We start from the raw sequence: 19,173 nt of genomic DNA, 5'->3' as shown, positions 1-19,173 counted from the left end.
CCGCAGCAAGGCCATGGGAGGCTTCAACCATGTGCTGGCCATGCTCGCTGAAACCCCCTCTGGCTGGAAGCTGATCGGCTGGAGCGAAACGCCCGACGCCGCGATCACCTATCTGACAGACCTCTATTACCAGACCGCCGCCGAGGATTTCCGGCCAGAGAAAAGGGCCTCCGGCAGCCGGGGCCTTGGCCCCGAACCCCATGAACCGAGGACCGTCCTCTAATCGGGGTCCGGGCCAAGGCCCCGACCGCAAATTTACTTCACCGGCACCGGCTTGTTCTCAAGCTTGTAGACCTCGAAGCTGGTCACATTGGGCTCGACCCATTTCTCGGGCGCGGTCATGAAGATCGGGTAGTTCTTCTCGGTATAGGCGCGGATGTCAGCGGGCAGTTCGTCGACCGAGGCCAGCGATTTGGTGTGGCTGCGATAGAACAGGTGCCCGGGCTTGTTCCCCATCAGCATCCAGGGCAGCCAGGTACCGATCCGCTGCCAGCCGCCATGGGTGCGGATGCGGGTCAGGTTGCGCCAATTCTCGAGGTCGGCGCGCTGCGCGACGAACTGCAGATATTCGGAGACGCGGACATATTCGGTCCCGGCGCTTTCGCGCGGCCATTCCTTGGGATCGAGCACGTTCTTCCAGCGCGTGTTGACATCGAAGCTGGTCATGGCGAGGTCGCCCATGAACGTCCAGGGCAGGCGCAGCGGAAATTCGGTGACCATGCCCTCGCCCAGCTTGGCCTCAATCGTCGGCCCCAGAACCGAATTGACCGGATCATTATGGATCGGCGAGACCTTTACCAGCTCGCCGCCAAGCATCGGATTCTTCCATTCCTCCATGATCTGCCCCGTGCGCAGATCCTTGTAATAGCCGACCTCGCGATGAAGGCTGCGGAACCGATGGTTGCCGAGCGATTCCATCCGGTTGGCGCCGAAGCCCTCGAGATCGAACAGCGGCTCGATGACCTGCTCGTCGCCGATCACCGCGAACACGCGGCCCTTGAACCAGCCATAATTGGTGCCCGGATCGATGCCGAGGTTCATCCGGGCCAGCACTTCGGCATTCTGGGTCGCATCATTGGGATCGAATCCCTTGCCGCCAGACATGGCCGCAGCGGTCTGCGCCATCGACGCATGGCTGAGCATCGGCAGGATCGCGCCGAGCCCGAGCATGCTGCCACCGGTCAATATCTGTCGCCTGTCCATCTCGCACTCCCCATGCCTCAGGATGTCGATGATGCGCCGCCGGCCGGCGGCTGCATCCGTCCGTTTCGCAGTCTCCGGCTGGCGGACAGTCAGATGATGTGCGGCACGTCGATCGTCGCGGCCCGCGCCACCGCAGCGGCTTCAGCCCAGGGCCGCGCCGGATCCCAGTTACGGCCGACGAAGCGCTGGCCATTGACGCCATCCGACAGGTCGGACGCGAGCCACAGCGCCGGCGCCACCATCACCTCTGGCGGCAACAGCCCGGTATGCAGACCTTCTACGAATGGCCCCTCGGCAGGGTTCCACGGCGCGGCGCGGGTACCGACACCGGGGCCGGGAATCAGCGCCGTATCGGCGGCCCCGCCGGGAAGCAGCACGTTGACGGTGACGCCGGAGCCTTCCAGCTGCCGGGCCCAGATCCGGCTCGACGCTTCAAGGCCGGCCTTGGCAGGCCCATAGGGGCCGCCGGGCGCGAACAGCATCGTCGGCCGCGACGTCGAGATATTGATGATCCGCCCGAAGCCGCGAGCCACCATGCCGGGCGCCACGGCGCGCGTCATCATGAACGGCCCGACGAAATTGGTCAGCACAAGGTCGCGATACGCATCGACATCGACCTCCCAGAATCGTGCGTGATCGGGATAGCCCTCGCCGGGATGAACACTGGATCCGCTGCGCGCGGCATTGTTGAACAATACATCGATCCGCCCGAATGCCGCTTCGGTCGCCGCCGCCACCGCGTCGCAGGCGGCCGCATCGCCGACGTCGGCTAGCATCGCCAGGCATCGGCCGCCATCCCGGCCGGCCAGCGCCAGGCGAGTGGCTTCGAGCTCGTCAGCCTCACGGGCGCCAGTCAGCATCAGATCGGCACCGGCATCGATCAGCGCTTCGGCCATGGCTCGGCCGAGCCCGCGCCCGCCCCCGGTGATGATGATGGCGCGGCCCTTCAATGATGCGTCGCTCATGGTCTTGTCTCCCTTTATCCCTCCCTGCCACAGCCGGTGGCGCGCGCCATCCCCCCGATGCCGGGAGTGGTCGCAGGCTGGGCAAAGGGCCGGGTCATGGACTAGGCTCGCGGCCATGGATGCCCCGCCCCGGCTTGAGCGCTTTATCGCGCATCTCGGCGCCGCCCTGCCCATCGGCGATCCTGTCGCACTGGTGCCGGCGCTGGCCGAACTGGTCGGCACCGATGACTGGTTGCCGACCGCCTATGCCCGTCCGGGTCCGCAATACCGACAGTATCTGCTCTGGCGCGATCCCGGCGCGCGCGCCTCGATCGTCAGCTTTGTATGGGACCGGGGCCAGGGCACACCGATTCACGACCATGGCGTCTGGGGCCTTGTCGGCATGCTGCGCGGCGCCGAGACCGAACAGCGCTACCGGCTGGACGTTTCCGGGTGTCCCGTCCCAGATGGCGGGGCAGAAACACTTGTTTCGGGAGCGGTGTCCGGAGTTACAGCAGACGATCTGCACGCGGTCACCAATGCCTCAAACAGCGTGTCGGTCAGCATCCACGTTTACGGCACAGACATCGGCCGTTGGCCGCGAACCGTCTATCGCCCGGACGGAACCCGCGCCGGTTTCATCTCGGGCTACGCCAATGAGTCCGACACGCCGCCATTCGCCAGCGGCTCCAGTTGATCGAGCGCCGCATAGAGCAAAACGGCGGCGGCTACGGCGACGTTGAGGCTGTCCGCCGTCCCCTTCATCGGCAGCCGCACCAGTGCATCGCAGCGGGCGACATGAGCCTCGGGGAGCCCAGCCTGCTCATTGCCCATCAGCAGAAAGACCGGTGCCACGAAGCGATGCGCGCGATAGTCGACAGTCCTTCCCTCCAGCGCTGCGCCGACGACCTGGCCGGCGCCCTGCCGCACCCAGGCGAAGAATGCATCGGCACCGGCGCGGGCAATCTGTCGGCTGAACACCGCGCCCATGCTCGCCCTGACCGCCTCCAGGCTGAACGGGTCGGCGCAGTCATCGAGAAGGATCAGCCCGCCGGCCCCGGTGGCATCGCAGCTGCGCAGCATCGTGCCCAGATTGCCGGGATCGCGCAGATTGTCGGCGACCAGCCATAGCGGGGCGCTGTCCCGCTCCAGCCGCGCCAGCGAGGTGTCGGGAATCGGATAGGCCGCCACCACGCCCTGCGCATTGTCCTTGCCGGTAATCCGGCTGACCAGATCGCGCGGCACCCGCATCGCCTGGCCGCCGCCGGCGCGCGTCGCATGGACCAGCTGCTGGCCGAGCGGATGCGCCTCGGCTTCGGGGGTGATCGCCAGCATCGCCGGCACGTACCCGGCCGCCAGCGCCTCGGTGCAAACTCGCAGCCCTTCCCCGAGAAAAAGCCCTTCTTCACGCCGAGCCCGCTTGTCGGACAGGCTCTTCAGCCGCTTGATCAGCGGGTTGGCCGGGCTGGTGATTTCGTGAAGGGTCATATCGGCTTGATGTTGTACTGGTGCCAGCAGAAGATCGCCAGAGCGCCCCGGTCCGGGCTGAACGGCAGCGCCAGCTGCCGCGTCATCGCCTCACCCGGCCGCGCGTCCAGGCCCATCAGGCGGCCTACACTGATCTGCACGGCCAGGTCTCCGGCGGGAAACACGTCGGCACGCCCCTCGGCGAACAGCAGGTAGATTTCCGCTGTCCAGCGTCCGATCCCCTTCACCGCCGTCAGCGCGGCGATCGCTGCCTCGTCATCGGCCGGCAGGGCGTCGACATCGAGCTGGCCCGACAGCACGGCCTCGGCCAGCGCCCGCACATAACCGGCCTTCTGGCCCGAGAGCCCGGCTGCGCGCAGCGCCTCGGGCGATAAGGCGGCCAGCCGCGCCAAGTCCGCCGCATCCCCGCCGCAGGCTGCCTCCAGCCGCCCCCAGATGGCGCTGGCTGCCGCCACCGAGACCTGCTGACCGATGATAGCCCGCAACAGCGTCGCCACACCACGCGGCGAGCGGCGCGGCGCCGGCGGGCCGGCAGCCCCTATCGCAGCCGCGAGCCGCGGGTCGGCGGCCGCCAGCCTCTGCATTGCGGCCTCGAGAGTGGGTGCATCAAGGCCCATGGCGGCCATTCGTTAAGGGTTGGCTGCGAACATGGCCAGAGGCTTCCGCCTGGTCTATGAAGACGGTCCGATGATCGACGAGCCACGCCGCCCCGGGTTCTTCCAGGACAAGAACCGCGCCTTCTGGACGCTCCAAAGCGCCGGCTGGATCGCCTATCTGCTGCTGCGGGCGCTGTCGGGCCTCGCCAACCGCATGGGGCTCAGCTTCATCCTGCCGGCGATGATTGTCACCGCCACGGGATTCTCGCTCACTCTGCTGATGGCCGCCGCCTACCGGCGGATCATCGTTATGAAGCCGCTCTATGTCTGGACGCTGACCCTTGTCGTGCTTGGCGTCGCTGCCGGTATTTTTTCGGTGCTCGAGGTCTGGGCGCATGCCACCTTCTACGAGCCGGGCTGGACGCCGCAGGGTATCGAGTTCCTCGGCGCGATCCTGCTCGATTTCTCGGTGCTGGGCGCATGGACGGGCCTGTACTTTGGCATCAACTATTATCTGCTGCTGGCTGCCCAGTCCGAGCGGATGGTCAATATCGCCCGTCAGGCCAACAGCGCCCAGCTCGAAATGCTGCGCTACCAGCTCAACCCGCATTTTCTGTTCAATACGCTCAATTCGATCTCGACGCTGGTGCTGATGCGCCAGACCGAGCGCGCCAACGCCATGCTGTCTCGCCTCGCTTCCTTCTTGCGCTACAGCCTCGTCGGCGAGCGCGAGGGGCTGGCGACCGTGGCTCAGGAGGCCGAGGCGTTGAAGCTTTACCTCGACATCGAGCGGACCCGGTTCGAGGACCGGCTGCGCACCCGCTTCGATATCGCCGACGAGGTGATGCAGGCCAGGCTGCCCTCGCTGCTGCTCCAACCGATTGTCGAGAATGCCATCAAATATGCGGTCACCCCGTCCGAGGACGGCGCCGATATCCTGATCGACGCGCGGCGGATGGACGACCGGCTGGTACTGACCATTGCCGACACCGGGCCGGGCCTCGCGGGCGGACCCCCAGCCGGCGAATCCGAATCGACCACCGCGAGCACCAATGTCGGCATCGCCAATATCCGCGAGCGGCTGATCCAGGCCTATGGTCCCGATCATCGCTTCGAACTGGCAGAAAATGAGCCGCATGGGTTGATCGTGTTGATCGACATTCCATATCAGGTGATGACAGGCGACCGTGCCAGGGACGAAACCAGAGACGATCTCAGAAGTTTCGACAATCTGAACACCGACACCGTGGGGGCACCCCTCGCCACGACGCCCAGCGTCGTGGCCAGCTGAAGGGCCGAAAATTCATGCCGATCACCACCATCCTCGTCGATGACGAGCCTCTTGCCATCCAGGGCCTCGAGCTGCGACTTCAGGCCTTCGACGACATCGAGATTGTCGAACGCTGCGCCAATGGCCGTGAGGCAATCCGGGCGATCAAGACCCTGAAGCCCGATCTGGTGTTTCTGGACATCCAGATGCCGGGCTTCGATGGTTTTTCGGTCATCTCCGGACTGGCCGATATCGAACCGCCGCTGTTCGTCTTCGTCACCGCGTTCCAGCAACACGCGCTGAAGGCGTTCGAGGCCCATGCAGTCGATTATCTGCTCAAGCCGGTCGAGGATGACCGGCTCGCGGCGACCATCGAGCGCGTCCGCCAGCGGCTGTCCGAGCGCCGATCGAGCGAGGACAAGGCCCGGCTGCAGGGCATCCTCAGCGAACTGGCGCCTGATGCGGTGCCTGCGACCATGGGTGAGGCCGACCAGCCTGCCGCAAGCCGTTATGAAAAGACCCTCAACATCAAGGATCGCGGCCAGATCTTCCGCGTCGACGTCGACGATATCGAGCGGATTGACGCCGCCGGCGACTATATGTGCATCTACACCGCTGACCAGACGCTGATCCTGCGCGAGACGATGAAGGATCTGGAAAAGCGCCTCGATCCGCGCAAATTCCAGCGCATCCATCGATCGACAATCGTTAACCTCGACAATATCAAGAGCGTCAAGCCGCACACCAATGGTGAATGCTTCCTGGTTCTTGGGTCAAATACCCAGGTGAAAGTATCCAGATCCTATCGGGAAGTGGTTGCGCGCTTTCTGTAATCACAGGCCGGACGATCTGAACGCTAGCTTTCCGCTGGTTTCAGAACTGGTTCACCGAATCGCAGGCATTCTTGCATCATCGCCCATCGGTAAGTCCGATGCGGTCGAGCAAGGAGGCAAGTGATGCGCACGCTGATAGTTGGGATAATGGCCGCCACGATGCTCGCTGGCCCGGTGATGGCGCAGCAGCGAGGCAACGATAGGCAGGAATGGCGCGAGGACCGACAGGAGTTTCGCGACGATCGTCGTGATGATCGCCGCGATTTCCGTGAAGAGCGCCGTGAAGATCGCCGCGACTTCCGCCAGGATGTCCGACGCGACCAGAACAATTGGTATCGGGACCAGCGGCAATGGCGCTCGGTTGGACGCGACGACTGGCGCTGGGCCGGGCAGCGCTTCCAGGCACCCCGCTATGTCTATCCGCGCGGCGCCCGCTATCAGGCCTGGGGCGTCGGAAACCGCCTGCCGCAGGCTTATTTCGGCCAACCCTATTGGATCGCCCAGCCGAACATCTACCGGCTGCCGCCCGCCAATCGCGGCGCCCGCTGGGTTCGCGTCGGTCCTGATGCGCTGATGATCAACAGCGCCAATGGGCTCATCCTGCAGGCGGTCCGCGGCCTTTGGTAGCCGCTATGAAATAATCGAGACTGGTGTCCTGGCCAATCACAAAGCCGGGGCCAGGACGCCAGCTCAGCCCGGTCACAATCCCCACCACGAGCCCGGCATGAACCAGCGCCTCCTCCAATTCGGCCGGCGTCATGAAACGCTGCCACTGATGGGCGCCGCGCGGGATGGTCCGAGCGATCCACTCGGCGCCGGCAATCAGCACCGCCCAACTGGCCGGCGTGCGGTTCGGCGTGCTCATCACCAGCAGCCCACCCGGTGCCAGCAGCGACGTGATCGCTTGCAGGAAGGCATCTCGCCGCTCGACATGCTCGATTACCTCCAAGACCGTGATCAGGTCGAACCGGGCCCCGGTCGCTGCCAGCGACTCGACGGACTGGCACTGATAATCGATCGACAGACCCTGAGCGGCAGCATGGGCGCTGGCCACCGCGATATTCTCCGGTGCCGCGTCGATCGCCGTCACCGCCGCGCCCATCCGCGCCAGAGGCTCGGCCATCAAACCGGCACCACAACCGATATCGAGCGCCGCCAGCCCGGCGAGTGGCCGCCGGCTGCGTCCCGACACCCCGAAGTGCGCCGCCGCCTGGTCACGGATAAAGGCCGAGCGCACCGGCGTGATCCGGTGCAGCATTGCTGAACTACCACGCGGGTTCCACCAGTCTCCGGCGAGCGCGCCGAAAAAGGCGGCTTCCGCCGGTGCAATGCTGTTCGGAGTCTCGGACAAGGCCTGTGAAGTCATTTCGGCACCATAGTCCGCTTTGACGCTTGCCGCCATGCGGCGCCTTGCTTGCCAAGCCGCCCTCGCGTTTCTAAGTGGCTAGGCCCGTCATGCTGGCTGGCAAAGAATACAAGGACCGGGCAGCCGACCATGGCGCTGATCGTGATGAAATTCGGGGGCACCTCGATGGCAGGCGCCGAGCGCATCCACAATGTGGCGACGCGCGTCAAAGCCGCCGTGGAAGCCGGGCACCAGATCGCCGTCGTCGTGTCGGCGATGGCCGGCGAAACCGACCGACTGATTGGCTTCACCCGCGAGGCCGCCGCCTCGGGCGGCAGCGCGATCGCCGATCGCAAGGAATATGATGTCGTCGTCGCCGCCGGCGAGCAGATCACCTCGGGGTTGCTGGCGATCACGCTGCAGGCGATGGGGATCAAGGCGCGTAGCTGGCTCGGCTGGCAGCTTCCGGTGCAGACCTCGAGCGCCCATGCGTCCGCGCGCATCGAATCGATCGACACTCGCGCAATCCTCGCCGCCATGGCATCGGGTGAAGTCGCTGTCGTGCCCGGATTCCAGGGGCTCGACAGCCTCGGTCGCGTCACCACGCTCGGCCGGGGGGGCTCGGACACCTCGGCGGTGGCGCTGGCCGCGGCGCTCAAGGCCGAGCGCTGCGACATCTATACCGATGTCGACGGCGTCTATACCACCGACCCGCGGATTGTGCCCCGCGCCCGCAAGCTGCCGCGCATCACTTATGAGGAGATGCTGGAACTGGCCAGCGTCGGCGCCAAGGTGCTGCAGACCCGGTCGGTCGAATTGGCGATGAAGGAAAAGGTCCGCGTCCAGGTGCTGTCGAGTTTCAGCGACGCGCCAGGCACGATGGTCGAGGATGAGGATAGCGAAATGGAACGGGAACTGATTGCCGGTGTCGCCTATGACCGGAACGAGGCCAAGGTCACGCTCGTCGGCGTGCCGGACCGGCCGGGTGTCGTCGCCGCCATCTTCGGGCCGCTCGCCGCGGCCGCCATCAATGTCGACATGATCGTCCAGAACATCGGAACAGGCGTCGGTGCGGGCGGCGAGGGCCATACCGACGTTACCTTCACTGTGCCACGCGCCCAGTTGCCGCTCAGCCTCGACGTGCTGGAGCGCGCCCGCGCCGACATCAAGCATCGTGACGTGCTTTCCGATCCTGCAGTGGCCAAGGTCAGCGTCGTCGGTGTCGGCATGCGCAGCCATGCCGGGGTGGCCGTCACCATGTTCGAGGCGCTGGCGGCGCGCGGCATCAACATCCAGGCGATCACCACCTCCGAGATCAAGATCAGCGTGATCATCGCCGAGGAATATGTCGAGCTCGCGGTCCGCGTGCTCCACACCGCCTATGGCCTCGACGCGCCCGAAACCGACCTGCTGGAACCGGTGGCATGAGCCAGCTCGATCAGTTGACCGCACGCGGGCGCGCCCTGCTCGGCAGCCGCCATGCGATCATGGCTGGCGCGATGAGCTGGGTCAGCGAGCGCAATCTGGTCAGCGCCATCTCCAATGCCGGCGGGTTCGGCGTCATCGCCTGTGGCGCCATGACCCCGGCGCTGCTCGATGCCGAGATCGCTGCCACCCGCGCGCTCACCGACAAGCCGTTCGGCGTCAACCTGATCACCATGCACCCGCAGTTGATGGAGCTGATCGCTGTCTGCGGCAATCACGGCGTTACCCACATCGTGCTTGCCGGCGGACTGCCGTCGGGGGCTGCCATCGAGGCGATCAAGGCGGGCGGCGCCAAGCTGATCTGTTTCGCCCCCACGGCGGCGCTGGCCAAGAAACTGGTCCGTTCGGGCGCCGATGCGCTGATCATCGAGGGCTCGGAGGCCGGCGGCCATATCGGACCGGTGTCGCTTTCGGTACTGGCGCAGGAGATATTGCCGGTCATCACTGACGTCCCGGTGTTCGTCGCCGGCGGCATCGGGCGGGGCAATGCGGTAGCGCTGTGGGCGCAGATGGGCGCGTCGGGCGTCCAGCTCGGCACTCGTTTTGCGGCGGCGACCGAGAGTATCGCCCATCCGGCCTTCAAGAAGGCGTTCTTCCGCGCCTCGGCGCGCGATGCCATCGCCAGCGTCCAGCTCGATCCACGGCTGCCGGTGATCCCGGTGCGCGCCCTCAAGAATTCCGGGGCCGAGGCGTTCATTGCCAAGCAGCGCGAGATGGCCGAAAAACTTGATGCCGGCGAGGTCGACCTGCCCGCCGCCCAGCTGGCGATCGAGCATTACTGGGCCGGGGCTCTCCGTCGCGCGGTGATCGATGGCGATGTCGAGGGCGGCTCGCTGATGGCCGGCCAGTCGGTCGGGATGGTCACCCATGAGCAATCGGTCGCCGAGATTATCCAGGACCTGGTCACCGAGGCAAATGGCGCACTGGCCACGCGTGCACCCCCCATCGCGTTCGCAGCGGCGTAAGGAGGGCTGATGCCGCCGGCCAACGCCGCCCGTGAAATCCTTCGCCGCCTCCACGAGGTCATGGCGTCGCGTACCGGTGCCGAGGCCAAGCTGGGGCAAGTCGTCCGTATCATTGCCCAGGCGCTGTCCAGCGAAGTCGCCTCGATCTATCTGCTGCGCGACGGGATGCTCGAGCTTTATGCCACCCAGGGGCTGAGCCAGGCTGCCGTCCATGTTACCCGACTCGCCATGGGCCAGGGGCTGATCGGCGTCATCGCGGCCACCCGCGAGCCGCTGAACCTCGCCGAGGCGCGCGAGCATCCGGATTTCGCCTATCGCCCGGAAACCGGCGAGGAGCTTTATCACAGCCTCGCGGGGGTGCCGATCGTCCGCCGCGAGGCCGCCATTGGCGTTCTCGCCGTCCAGCACCGCGAGCCGCGCGACTATGACGATGTCGAGATAGAGGCGCTGCAGACGGTCGCCATGGCGCTGTCCGAACTGATTCACGGCGCCGGCATGGTCGATGATGCCGAGGCGGCCCGCGCCCGCGCCACCAACACATTGCCCGGCCGCCTGCAGGGCCTTCGCCTCGTCGACGGGCTGGCGCGCGGCGTCGCCGTGTTCCATCAGCCGCGCGTCATCATCGAGCACACCATGGCCGATGACGTCGAGGCCGAGCGCAACCGGGTCCAGACCGGCTTCCTCCGCCTGCGACAGCAGATCGATGCGATGATGGGCACCGCCGAATTCTCGGCCGGCGGCGATCACCAGGAGGTGCTCGAGACCTACAAGATGTTCGCCTATGACGAGGGCTGGCTGCGCCGCATCAACGAGGCGATCGACACCGGCCTCACCGCCGAGGCCGCCATCGACCGGGTCCAGGCCCGCACCCGCGCCCGGATGCGCTCGATCGAAGACCCCTATTTGCGCGAGCGCCTCGCCGACCTCGATGATCTCGCCAACCGTCTGCTGCGCATCGTCTCCGGCCAGCTCGGCACCGCCGCCCAGATGGGCCTGCCCGGCGACACCATCCTGCTGGCTCGCAACCTCGGGCCGGCAGAGCTGCTCGAATATGACCGCCGCTTCCTCAAGGGCGTCGTGCTTGAGGAGGGCAGCCTGACCGCCCATGTCACCATCGTCGCCCGTGCGATGGGGGTGCCGATGCTCGGCCGGGTGCCGGAGCTGTTCGGTCAGGTCAGCGAAGGCGACGAGCTGATCGTCGATGCCGGCAATGGCATGCTGCTGCTGCGGCCGCAGGCGGCGATGATCAAGGGCTATACCGAGATGAGCGAGGCGCGCGCGCGGCGTGCCGAAAGTTTCGCCCGGCTGCGCGACCTGCCCGCGGTCAGCCGCGATGGGCGCCGCATCGAGGTGATGATGAATGCCGGCCTTGCCGATGACACGCAGGCGCTGGACCAGACCGGTGCCGACGGCATCGGCCTGTTCCGCACCGAATTCCAGTTCCTGGTCTCCGCCACATTGCCCCGCCGTGAGCGCCAGCAGGCACTCTACAAGCATGTGCTCGATGCTGCAGGGGACCGCCCGGTGGTTTTCCGCACCGTTGACATCGGCGGCGACAAGACGGTGCCCTATCTGTCCGGCGGCGAGGATGACGAAAATCCAGCGATGGGCTGGCGGGCGCTGCGACTCGCGCTCGGCCGCACCGGGCTGATGAAGGTCCAGGCACGCGCCCTACTGCAGGCCGCCGCCGGGCGCACGCTCAACGTGATGTTCCCGATGGTCAGCGAGCCCTGGGAGTTCGCCGAGGCGAAGGCACTGGTCGAAGCCCAGCGCGCACTGCTCGCTCGTCAAGGCCATCCATTGCCCTCCCGTGTCGCCTATGGCGCGATGATCGAGGTGCCGGCACTGATCGAGGTGCTCGATCACCTGCTGCCAATGACCGATTTCGTCTCGGTCGGCACCAATGACCTCACCCAGTTCCTGTTCGCCGCCGATCGCGCCAACCCCCGGCTTGCCGACCGCTACGACTGGCTGTCGCCGGCGATCCTGCGCGTTCTGCGCCGGATCGTCCGCGCCGCCGGCGCCGCGGGCAAACCCGTGACCGTTTGTGGAGAAATGGGCGGACGCCCGCTGGAGGCGCTGGCCTTGCTGGCGATCGGCATCGACCGGCTGTCGATCACGCCGGCCGGCATCGGGCCGGTCAAGGCCATGGTCCGCTCCACCGATCTGGCCGTCATCACCGAGGCGATGCAGGGCTGGCTCGACGCGCCGGGAAGCGATGTCCGCGCCTGTTTAAGCGCGCTGGCCAGCGAGCAGGGGATCGATCTTGGCTGAATGCCCTCAGGCGGCCGGAATGACCTTGTGCCAATTCGTAACCGACCGGCTCTCGAATAGCCCGACCTGATGATAGGGATCGTTGGTAGCAAACGCGATCGCTGCATCGCGGTCGTCGAAGTCGATGATCAGCAACGATCCCATAGCGCGCCCATCGGGCCGCAGCAATGGACCCGCGACCAGGACGGCTTCCCCCATCGCCGCGATATGCGCCAGGTGCGCTGGCCGATTGGCGAGCCTCAACTCCGCCGAATCCGGCTTGTCGATGCAATGTATGGCAAAATAGGGCATTCTGAACCTTGTACGACCATTACCGCGAGCCCCGAGCCTAGACCGCCAGCGGCGCAGCGGAAAGTCCCCGCGTGACGGGTCCGCAACATTCGCTGCTCGCTGTGGTGCCAGGCATCGCCCTGTGCGTCGTGCTGGCGATAGCCGGCGAAGCGCTGGTGACCGTGCTGGCGCTGCCACTCGCCGGCCCGATCATCGGCCTGCTGGTCTATGCACTGTGGCTGGCGAGTCAGCGCGCCGTCGACTGGAGCCGGCCCGGCGCGCTGATGCTGGCCCGCTGGCTCGGCGCCATGCTCGTTCCGGTGCTGGTCGGTCTCACCGTCCATGTCGCAATGCTGGCCGCCGCCTGGGCGCCGCTACTGCTGTTGATGGTCAGCACGACGCTGGCCACCGCTTTGGTCACCGGCCTGCTCTATGCCTGGCTGGTCCGCCGATGACCCTGCTGTCCAGCGCCGGCACCTGCCTGGCCGTCCTGACAGTCTTCGCACTGATGCGCCGCCTGTCGGCCCGGCTCGGTCATCCCGCCTGGGCAAACCCGGTCCTGGCCGCCGCCCTGACGGTCATCGGAGTGCTCGCGGCCACTGGCGTGCCGATCGCGACCTTCCAGCGGCTGGCAGCGCCGCTGGGCTGGGCGCTCGGCCCGGCGATCGTGGCGCTCGCCGCCGTCGCCGATGTCGTCCGCCCACTGCTCGCCGGCCGCGCCCGCCCCGCACTGATCGCCATCCTCGGCGGCACCATTTTCGGCCTCGGCATTGCCTGGGGGATGGCCCGGCTGCTGGGTCTCGACCCCCTGCTCATCACCGCGCTGGCGACCAAGACCATCTCCTCGCCATTCCTGATCACCATTCTCGGCCGCCTCAATGCGCCGGTCGCGCTGCCGGCCGCCCTGTCGGTTGCCACCGGAGTGATCGCCGCGATGCTGGCGCCGCCGCTGTTCAACCGACTCGGCCTGCGCGACCGCGATGCCCGTGCGCTGGCGCTGGGTGTCTCCGGCCATCTCGTCGGCAGCGAATATGCGATCCGCCAGGACCCCCAGCGCGGCGGCCTGGCGATCATGGCGCTGGTCACCGCCGGCCTGACCGCCGCCGTCCTTCTGCCGCTGGTTTGGCAGATGCTGGCGGGCTAGAGCAACCCTGTGCCGATATTAGCCGGGCGCGGCGGTTGACCCGCGAGCCGCCCTCCGCTAATGCGCCCTCTTCGCTCGCCTGCCTGCAGGCCGGGCCATGCAGACAAGTCGCCGATCAAGCTAAGGACGTTCATCATGTCGCGCGTATGCGAACTCACTGCCAAGGGCCGCATGGTTGGGAACAACGTGTCCCACGCCAACAACAAGACCAAGCGCACCTTCCTGCCCAATCTGCAGAATGTGACGCTGATCTCCGACGCCCTCGGTCGCTCGGTGCGCCTTCGCGTCTCCACCAACGGCCTGCGCTCGGTGGAGCATGTTGGGGGCCTCGACAACTGGCTGATCAAGACCAAGGCTGACCTGCTCAGTACCCGCGCCCAGAAGCTGAAGCGCGAGATCGCCAAGAAGCTGACGCCGAAGGACAGCGCGGCCGCCTGAGCCTCACTGCCGATTCGAATCGACCAGCGGCCCGGGTTTCCCGGGCCGCTTTCGTTACGAGGACAGCATCAGCTCAAACTTCATCAGCACGGTCTTCTGCAGGCTCGTCAGATTGTCGTCCGAGACGATGAATACAAAGGTCCGCTTGCCTTCGCGGACCACGGCAATGCCTTCCATATTGTCGAGAGTGAACGGCATTGCCCACGAGGCCAGGACTTGCCCTTTCAGCCGCGTCGCCGGCTTTACGGCCAGCAGAGGCGACAGGTCGACCATACTCACCGCCGCCCCGATACCCTTCAGATTGAACCGACGGTGCAACAGCAGCATCCGCGATCCGTCTAGCATCACTGCGTCTGTAGGCTTGTGCTCGGGCACACCCTCGATCCCGACATAGCGCGTCCGCGACTTGTGAGTGAACAGCGTCAGCCGATGGCCATCCTCGAGCACCCGGTCCTCGCCGACAATGACCCGAGCCGGCTGCCCGTCGGGCGCCTTCCAGACCACCACCGCCTCGCCGCCGCCATTCGACGGCCAGTCGACCATCTCCGGCAGTCGTTCCGTCCAGCGCGCGGGCGCCGACAGCGTCGCGGGCCTGGCCGGATCGAGGCCCTTCCAGTGCATCAGGCGATGCTGGCCTTCGAAGACGACGCTGGCGTCGCCACTCTCAGGATCCCATTCCAACGCTTCGGCATCGATATCGCGCTTGAACTCGGGTATTTTGCCTTCGCCATCGCGCATCGGGACCAGCCGCGCCTCGCGGATGCCGACCAGCCGGCCATCCCGTTCGAGCGACCGGAAGCTGAGCCAGTTGCCGGTGTCGGTGACCGCCAGGAAATAGCCATTTTTACCGGCCCGCAATCCTGAAATGCCCCCGAAGGCCGGATCGGACGACCGGATGTGCACGGCGCCCATGAAGCGCAGCGCGCCGATCCGGTCGACGCCGGGATCGTTGACGTTGAGCGGCAACGGCGCCGCGCTGATCGGCAGCTCATCGCCCGGCGAGGCGGCGCGCGAATCGTCGCCGCCAAGATTGGCGGGATCGTAGAAAAGCGCGCAGGCGGCGACCGCAAACATCATGACGGCCACACGAACGGGCCGCCGGGCCTTCAACCTCGCGGCCGTCAGAAAAGCGCGATATTGCATTGCACCAAGCAGTAGCAGCCCCCGCCGCAAGCGGCTATCCATGCCGCGATATGATGCCCTCCCCCCACGATGTGCTGCACCGCGTCTTCGGCTTCACCGCCTTTCGCGGCCAGCAGCAACCGATCATCGAACGTGTCTGCGGCGGCGGCGACGTGCTGGCGATCATGCCGACCGGTGCGGGCAAGTCGCTCTGCTATCAAGTGCCGGCGCTGGTCAGGCCTGGTTGCGCGCTGGTGATCTCGCCATTGATCGCGCTGATGGAGGACCAGGTCCGCGCCCTGCGTGCCAGCGGGGTGCGCGCGGCCACGCTCAACAGCCAGAGCCAGGACAGTGGCGCCACGCTCGACGCGCTGCGCGACGGCCAGCTCGACCTGCTCTATGTCGCCCCCGAGCGCGCCGCCACCGAAGGCTTCCGGTCGCTCATCGGCCGCATCGAGATCGCCCTGATCGCCATCGACGAGGCGCATTGCGTCAGCCAATGGGGCCATGATTTCCGTCCCGAATATCGCCGGCTCAAAAGCCTTTGCGATGCCTTGCCCGGGGTACCGCGCGTAGCGCTCACCGCCACCGCCGATGTCGAGACCCGTGCGGACATCTGCACCCAGCTCGGCATTGACATCGCCCATATGGTCGTAGCCGGGTTCGACCGGCCCAACATCCGCTACCAGGTCGCCACCAAGACAGACGCACGCCGCCAGCTGGTCAGTTTCGTTCAGACCCAAGGTGGCCAGTCCGGCATCATCTACGCCCCCACCCGCGCCGATACCGAGCGGGTGCGGGACTGGCTGAACGAGGCCGGCCTCAACGCGCGGGCCTATCACGCCGGCATGGACCCGGCCGATCGCCGCGCCAACCAGGCGGCCTTCGTCCGCGCCGAGGACATGGTGATGGTCGCCACCATCGCCTTCGGCATGGGCATCGACAAACCGGATGTCCGCTTCGTCGGCCATCTCGGCCTGCCGAAATCGATCGAATCCTATTATCAGGAGACCGGCCGCGCCGGCCGCGACGGCGACCCGGCCACTGCCCAGCTGATCTGGGGCGCCGACGATATCCAGAGGCTGCGCGGTTTCATCGACCAGTCCGATGGCAATGATGATCACAAGGCCCGGGAGCGCACCCGGCTATCAGCTCTCGTCGCCTTCCTGGAAACCGCCAACTGCCGCCGCCAGCCCTTGCTCCGCTATTTCGGCGAGCCGACGCCGCCGCCATGTGGCAACTGCGACAATTGCCTGTCGCCGCCGCCGGTCGACGACATGACCGAGGCGGCGCAGAAATTCCTCTCGGCCGTCGTCCGCACCGGCCAGCGCTTCGGCGCCGGCCATGTCATCGATGTCCTCTCCGGCAAGCCGAGCGAACGCAGCAGCCGCTTCGGCCATGAGACGCTCAGCGTCTGGGGCATCGGCAAATCGCTGAGCACCACCCGCTGGCGCGACGTCGTGCGCCAACTCGAGACGATGGAGGCACTGTACCGCGATCCGGAGCATCGCGGCCTGACGCTCGGCCCCGCTGCCCGTGGCTTGCTGCGTGGGGAAACGCAGCTGTCGATGCGCCGGGAAGTCAGCGACCCGCTCAAACCCGACCGTGGTAGCGCCCGCAAGCGCGACACCGCCGCTGCTAGTGAGAGCCTCAGCGGTGCCGATCAGATTTTGTTCGAAAAGCTGCGGTCGCTGCGTCGCGAACTCGCCGTCGAGGCCGGCCTGCCGCCCTATGTGGTGTTCCATGATTCAACGCTGCGGGCCATGGCGAGCCGCCGGCCGGCGACGCTGGAGGCGATGGCGGGCATTTCGGGCGTTGGGGCCGGCAAGCTCGCGGCCTGGGGGCCGGCATTCCTGTCAGCGATCACCGAGGGCGAGGGCCTCCGCTAGGCGGAGGCCCGTGCCGTCAGCGGCAGCGGCGATCGCGGCCGCTGCGCTCGATGGTCGACCCGAGGACGCCACCAAGACCGGCGCCGACAACGGTACCCATGGTCTTGTCGCCGCGCTGGGCGACCTGGTCGCCAAGCACGCCACCGATCACCGCACCCAGGACCGCGCCGGCGACGCCGCTGTTGCCACGGCATTGGTCGAAGCGGCGATCATAGCCGTTATAGCGCGGGTCATAACCCCTGCCCTGCCAGCCGGGCTGGGGATAGCCGCGCGCCGGGGCGTAATAGCCGCCCCCATTCTGATAATAGCCGTTCTGATAGCCGCGCCGATCGCCACGACGGTCGAAGTGGCGGACATCCTGATAGCCGTTCCAGCCATGCGGGGAGCCCCGGCGCCAGTCATCGGCCAGGGCGGGAGCGGAAAGGCCACCAAGCGCGGCAGCCGCAGCAACAACAAGGGAAATGCGCATGATCGCGGTCTCCATGGCAACCCGCCAATCGGGCTGTGTTAGAATGAATGATCGAGTCGCACTTAATCGGTTCTGAATTCCGCTATAAGCACATGTTCAGGATGAAAACGGCAGGGTGCGACGATAACAGAGGAGCCGTTCATGCGCATTTTCACCCCACTCGCCTGTCTCGCCATCGCCGGCCTGATGCCCTTGTCTCCGGCCATGGCACAGCGCACTCGCTATGAGCATAACGGGAAATATTACCAGAGCCGGGCCGAATGCCTGCAAGCCAAGAAGCGGGCCGAAAAGCGCGGCACCATCGTCGGCGCTGCGGCGGCCGGGATCGGCGCAGCGCTGCTTGGCGGCAATGTTGGCGAAACGGCGCTGGTCGCCGGCGGCGGTGCGGTCGTCGGCAATGTTATCGCCGGTAAGTCGAAGCGCTGCTAGCCTGAACAGCTGGCCCCGCCAAGCACGCAAAAGCGCGCACAATGCGGGTGATTGAGCGCCACCGGGGCTGACGCCTCGGCCAGCGTTTCGCCCATTTCAAAGTCGGATCGGTCTGCGATCAGCGTACACGCCAGTACCACCGGCCGGTCGGCGCCGCGCCGCTTCACTACCATACGAGAATGGGAGCACATCTGGTCCTGTGGCCGTACGCCCAAGATCTCCCAGCAGCCGGTGCTGATCTCGGGCACATCGGCAGCGGCGTCCATCTCCGGAAACAGCACCAGCGGTGGACAGGCCATGCCGATCCCGGCGAACAACCTTGCATAGCCCTCACGCGCGGTGGCCTCATCCTCGCCGGTCAGGTGACGTCCGGCGACGGCTACAGCAAACCCCTGCCCCACCAGCCAGCACAGCCCGTCCAGCGCCTTGTCGAAGCTGCCGGCGCCGCGCTCGGCATCATGGACAGCGCGACTATGATGGTCGAGGCTGACCCGGAACGTCAGCCGCTCGCGCCGCAGCCCGGCCAGCGCCGCCTCGAACCGCCGCATCGGCCGCATCGCATTGGTCAACACCAGAACATCATGGCCGCACGCCTGCGTCGCCGCGATCATGGCCACCATCTCGGGGTTCATGAACGGCTCGCCACCCGTGAAGCCGATCTCGCGCAGCGGCAGTCCCGTCTGCGCCGCCTCGTCGAGAAACACCATCATCTCCGCCAACCGCAGATAGACCAGCGCGTCGTTGGTCGGTGAGCTTTCGATATAGCAGTGCTTGCAGGCGAGGTTGCAGAGCGTGCCGGTGTTGAACCACAGCGTCTCCAGCCCCACCAGCGCCACCTGCGCCCGCCGCTCGCCGCGCGCCGTGACCTGCGGATCACGGAACTTGTCCGGCGCTGATGTAACCAGGCTCTGCGTCATGTCGCGGGACGTCTCCAAGTAAGTCAGCCTATTGAGGCCCCAATGTTTTACAACCACAATGCGGCATGAGCGAACACCAGCCCTACGCCAAC

At 66.4% G+C, this 19,173-nt stretch carries 22 protein-coding genes; 13 read left to right on the top strand and 9 right to left on the bottom strand.

Features of this window, described 5'->3' with window-relative positions; all coding sequences use genetic code 11:
- A partial coding sequence (locus ACTIFJ_RS01045; protein ID WP_439532216.1) for a hypothetical protein occupies positions 1-223 on the top strand: 223 nt, incomplete at its 5' end.
- 32 nt (positions 224-255) lie between these two features.
- Here the strand turns inward: ACTIFJ_RS01045 and ACTIFJ_RS01040 are convergent.
- Positions 256-1,203 (bottom strand): DUF1838 family protein, encoded by a 948-nt coding sequence (locus tag ACTIFJ_RS01040; RefSeq protein WP_439532215.1) that lies wholly within the window; start codon positions 1,201-1,203, stop codon positions 256-258.
- 89 nt (positions 1,204-1,292) lie between these two features.
- Positions 1,293-2,168, bottom strand: coding sequence for an SDR family NAD(P)-dependent oxidoreductase (locus tag ACTIFJ_RS01035; protein ID WP_439532214.1), 876 nt, complete (start codon positions 2,166-2,168; stop codon positions 1,293-1,295).
- 115 nt (positions 2,169-2,283) lie between these two features.
- Here ACTIFJ_RS01035 and ACTIFJ_RS01030 point away from each other — a divergent pair, with 115 nt between their 5' ends.
- Positions 2,284-2,844, top strand: coding sequence for a cysteine dioxygenase (locus tag ACTIFJ_RS01030; protein ID WP_439532213.1), 561 nt, complete (start codon positions 2,284-2,286; stop codon positions 2,842-2,844).
- Here ACTIFJ_RS01030 and ACTIFJ_RS01025 read toward each other — a convergent pair.
- Together ACTIFJ_RS01025 and ACTIFJ_RS01020 are read right to left on the bottom strand one after the other, a co-directional pair.
- A complete protein-coding gene (locus ACTIFJ_RS01025; protein WP_439532212.1) occupies positions 2,796-3,635 on the bottom strand; it encodes a TrmH family RNA methyltransferase in 840 nt (279 codons plus the stop codon). The two genes, ACTIFJ_RS01030 and ACTIFJ_RS01025, sit on opposite strands and share 49 nt — an antisense overlap.
- On the bottom strand, positions 3,632-4,252 hold the full coding sequence (locus tag ACTIFJ_RS01020; RefSeq protein WP_439532211.1) for a DNA-3-methyladenine glycosylase family protein: 621 nt from the start codon (positions 4,250-4,252) through the stop codon (positions 3,632-3,634). Before ACTIFJ_RS01020 ends, ACTIFJ_RS01025 begins: the two co-directional genes overlap by 4 nt.
- Positions 4,253-4,322: 70 nt before the next feature.
- On the opposite strand from ACTIFJ_RS01020, the gene ACTIFJ_RS01015 reads away from it, so the two are divergent.
- The 3 genes from ACTIFJ_RS01015 to ACTIFJ_RS01005 all read left to right on the top strand — a co-directional run bounded on the left by ACTIFJ_RS01015 (position 4,323) and on the right by ACTIFJ_RS01005 (position 6,961).
- On the top strand, positions 4,323-5,522 hold the full coding sequence (locus ACTIFJ_RS01015) for a sensor histidine kinase (RefSeq protein ID WP_439532221.1): 1,200 nt from the start codon (positions 4,323-4,325) through the stop codon (positions 5,520-5,522).
- Between the two features lie 14 nt (positions 5,523-5,536).
- Entirely contained in the window at positions 5,537-6,334 is a 798-nt protein-coding gene (locus ACTIFJ_RS01010) for a LytR/AlgR family response regulator transcription factor (protein WP_439532210.1), read from the top strand.
- A 123-nt stretch (positions 6,335-6,457) separates the two neighbouring features.
- A complete protein-coding gene (locus ACTIFJ_RS01005; RefSeq protein ID WP_439532209.1) occupies positions 6,458-6,961 on the top strand; it encodes an RcnB family protein in 504 nt (167 codons plus the stop codon).
- Here the strand turns inward: ACTIFJ_RS01005 and ubiG are convergent.
- Complete coding sequence (gene ubiG, locus ACTIFJ_RS01000) at positions 6,930-7,700, bottom strand: bifunctional 2-polyprenyl-6-hydroxyphenol methylase/3-demethylubiquinol 3-O-methyltransferase UbiG (protein ID WP_439532220.1); 771 nt, start codon at positions 7,698-7,700, stop codon at positions 6,930-6,932. The genes ACTIFJ_RS01005 and ubiG overlap by 32 nt on opposite strands.
- Before the next feature lie 129 nt (positions 7,701-7,829).
- Here ubiG and ACTIFJ_RS00995 point away from each other — a divergent pair, with 129 nt between their 5' ends.
- The 3 genes from ACTIFJ_RS00995 to ptsP are packed head-to-tail and all read left to right on the top strand — an operon-like array spanning position 7,830 to position 12,403.
- The gene (locus ACTIFJ_RS00995; protein WP_439532208.1) at positions 7,830-9,107 is read left to right on the top strand and encodes an aspartate kinase; all 1,278 of its coding nucleotides are present in this window, start codon (positions 7,830-7,832) and stop codon (positions 9,105-9,107) included.
- Positions 9,104-10,129: an NAD(P)H-dependent flavin oxidoreductase gene (locus tag ACTIFJ_RS00990; RefSeq protein WP_439532207.1), complete on the top strand. Its 1,026-nt coding sequence runs from the start codon at positions 9,104-9,106 to the stop codon at positions 10,127-10,129. Before ACTIFJ_RS00995 ends, ACTIFJ_RS00990 begins: the two co-directional genes overlap by 4 nt.
- Positions 10,130-10,138: 9 nt before the next feature.
- Complete coding sequence (gene ptsP / locus ACTIFJ_RS00985) at positions 10,139-12,403, top strand: phosphoenolpyruvate--protein phosphotransferase (RefSeq protein WP_439532206.1); 2,265 nt, start codon at positions 10,139-10,141, stop codon at positions 12,401-12,403.
- Positions 12,404-12,409: 6 nt separating this feature from the next.
- On the opposite strand, the gene ACTIFJ_RS00980 is transcribed toward ptsP, so the two are convergent.
- Complete coding sequence (locus tag ACTIFJ_RS00980; RefSeq protein WP_439532205.1) at positions 12,410-12,694, bottom strand: YciI family protein; 285 nt, start codon at positions 12,692-12,694, stop codon at positions 12,410-12,412.
- Positions 12,695-12,765: 71 nt separating this feature from the next.
- Between ACTIFJ_RS00980 and ACTIFJ_RS00975 the strand changes: the two genes are divergently transcribed.
- The 3 genes from ACTIFJ_RS00975 (at position 12,766) to rpmB (ending at position 14,255) form a co-directional block, all read left to right on the top strand.
- Complete coding sequence (locus ACTIFJ_RS00975) at positions 12,766-13,128, top strand: CidA/LrgA family protein (RefSeq protein WP_439532204.1); 363 nt, start codon at positions 12,766-12,768, stop codon at positions 13,126-13,128.
- Positions 13,125-13,817 carry an LrgB family protein gene (locus ACTIFJ_RS00970; RefSeq protein WP_439532203.1) on the top strand — a complete coding sequence of 231 codons (693 nt, stop codon included), beginning with the start codon at positions 13,125-13,127 and terminating at the stop codon, positions 13,815-13,817. Before ACTIFJ_RS00975 ends, ACTIFJ_RS00970 begins: the two co-directional genes overlap by 4 nt.
- A 135-nt stretch (positions 13,818-13,952) precedes the next feature.
- Entirely contained in the window at positions 13,953-14,255 is a 303-nt protein-coding gene (rpmB, locus tag ACTIFJ_RS00965) for a 50S ribosomal protein L28 (RefSeq protein WP_439532202.1), read from the top strand.
- Between the two features lie 54 nt (positions 14,256-14,309).
- On the opposite strand, the gene ACTIFJ_RS00960 is transcribed toward rpmB, so the two are convergent.
- A complete protein-coding gene (locus ACTIFJ_RS00960; RefSeq protein ID WP_439532201.1) occupies positions 14,310-15,332 on the bottom strand; it encodes an esterase-like activity of phytase family protein in 1,023 nt (340 codons plus the stop codon).
- Between the two features lie 116 nt (positions 15,333-15,448).
- On the opposite strand from ACTIFJ_RS00960, the gene recQ reads away from it, so the two are divergent.
- On the top strand, positions 15,449-17,266 hold the full coding sequence (gene recQ / locus ACTIFJ_RS00955; RefSeq protein ID WP_439532200.1) for a DNA helicase RecQ: 1,818 nt from the start codon (positions 15,449-15,451) through the stop codon (positions 17,264-17,266).
- A gap of 16 nt (positions 17,267-17,282) precedes the next feature.
- Here the strand turns inward: recQ and ACTIFJ_RS00950 are convergent, their stop codons facing one another.
- On the bottom strand, positions 17,283-17,735 hold the full coding sequence (locus ACTIFJ_RS00950; protein ID WP_439532199.1) for a glycine zipper 2TM domain-containing protein: 453 nt from the start codon (positions 17,733-17,735) through the stop codon (positions 17,283-17,285).
- Between the two features lie 141 nt (positions 17,736-17,876).
- Here ACTIFJ_RS00950 and ACTIFJ_RS00945 point away from each other — a divergent pair, with 141 nt between their 5' ends.
- A complete protein-coding gene (locus ACTIFJ_RS00945) occupies positions 17,877-18,164 on the top strand; it encodes a hypothetical protein (protein ID WP_439532198.1) in 288 nt (95 codons plus the stop codon).
- On the opposite strand, the gene ACTIFJ_RS00940 is transcribed toward ACTIFJ_RS00945, so the two are convergent.
- Positions 18,161-19,081, bottom strand: a complete 921-nt coding sequence (locus ACTIFJ_RS00940) for a radical SAM protein (protein ID WP_439532197.1) — start codon at positions 19,079-19,081, stop codon at positions 18,161-18,163. The genes ACTIFJ_RS00945 and ACTIFJ_RS00940 overlap by 4 nt on opposite strands.
- Positions 19,082-19,173: the final 92 nt, after the last annotated feature.

It is taken from the genome of Polymorphobacter sp. (assembly GCF_051860865.1).
Lineage (GTDB): Bacteria > Pseudomonadota > Alphaproteobacteria > Sphingomonadales > Sphingomonadaceae > Sandarakinorhabdus.
The sequence above is the reverse complement of the archived record's forward strand: the minus strand, read 5'-3'. Positions and strand labels throughout refer to the sequence as shown.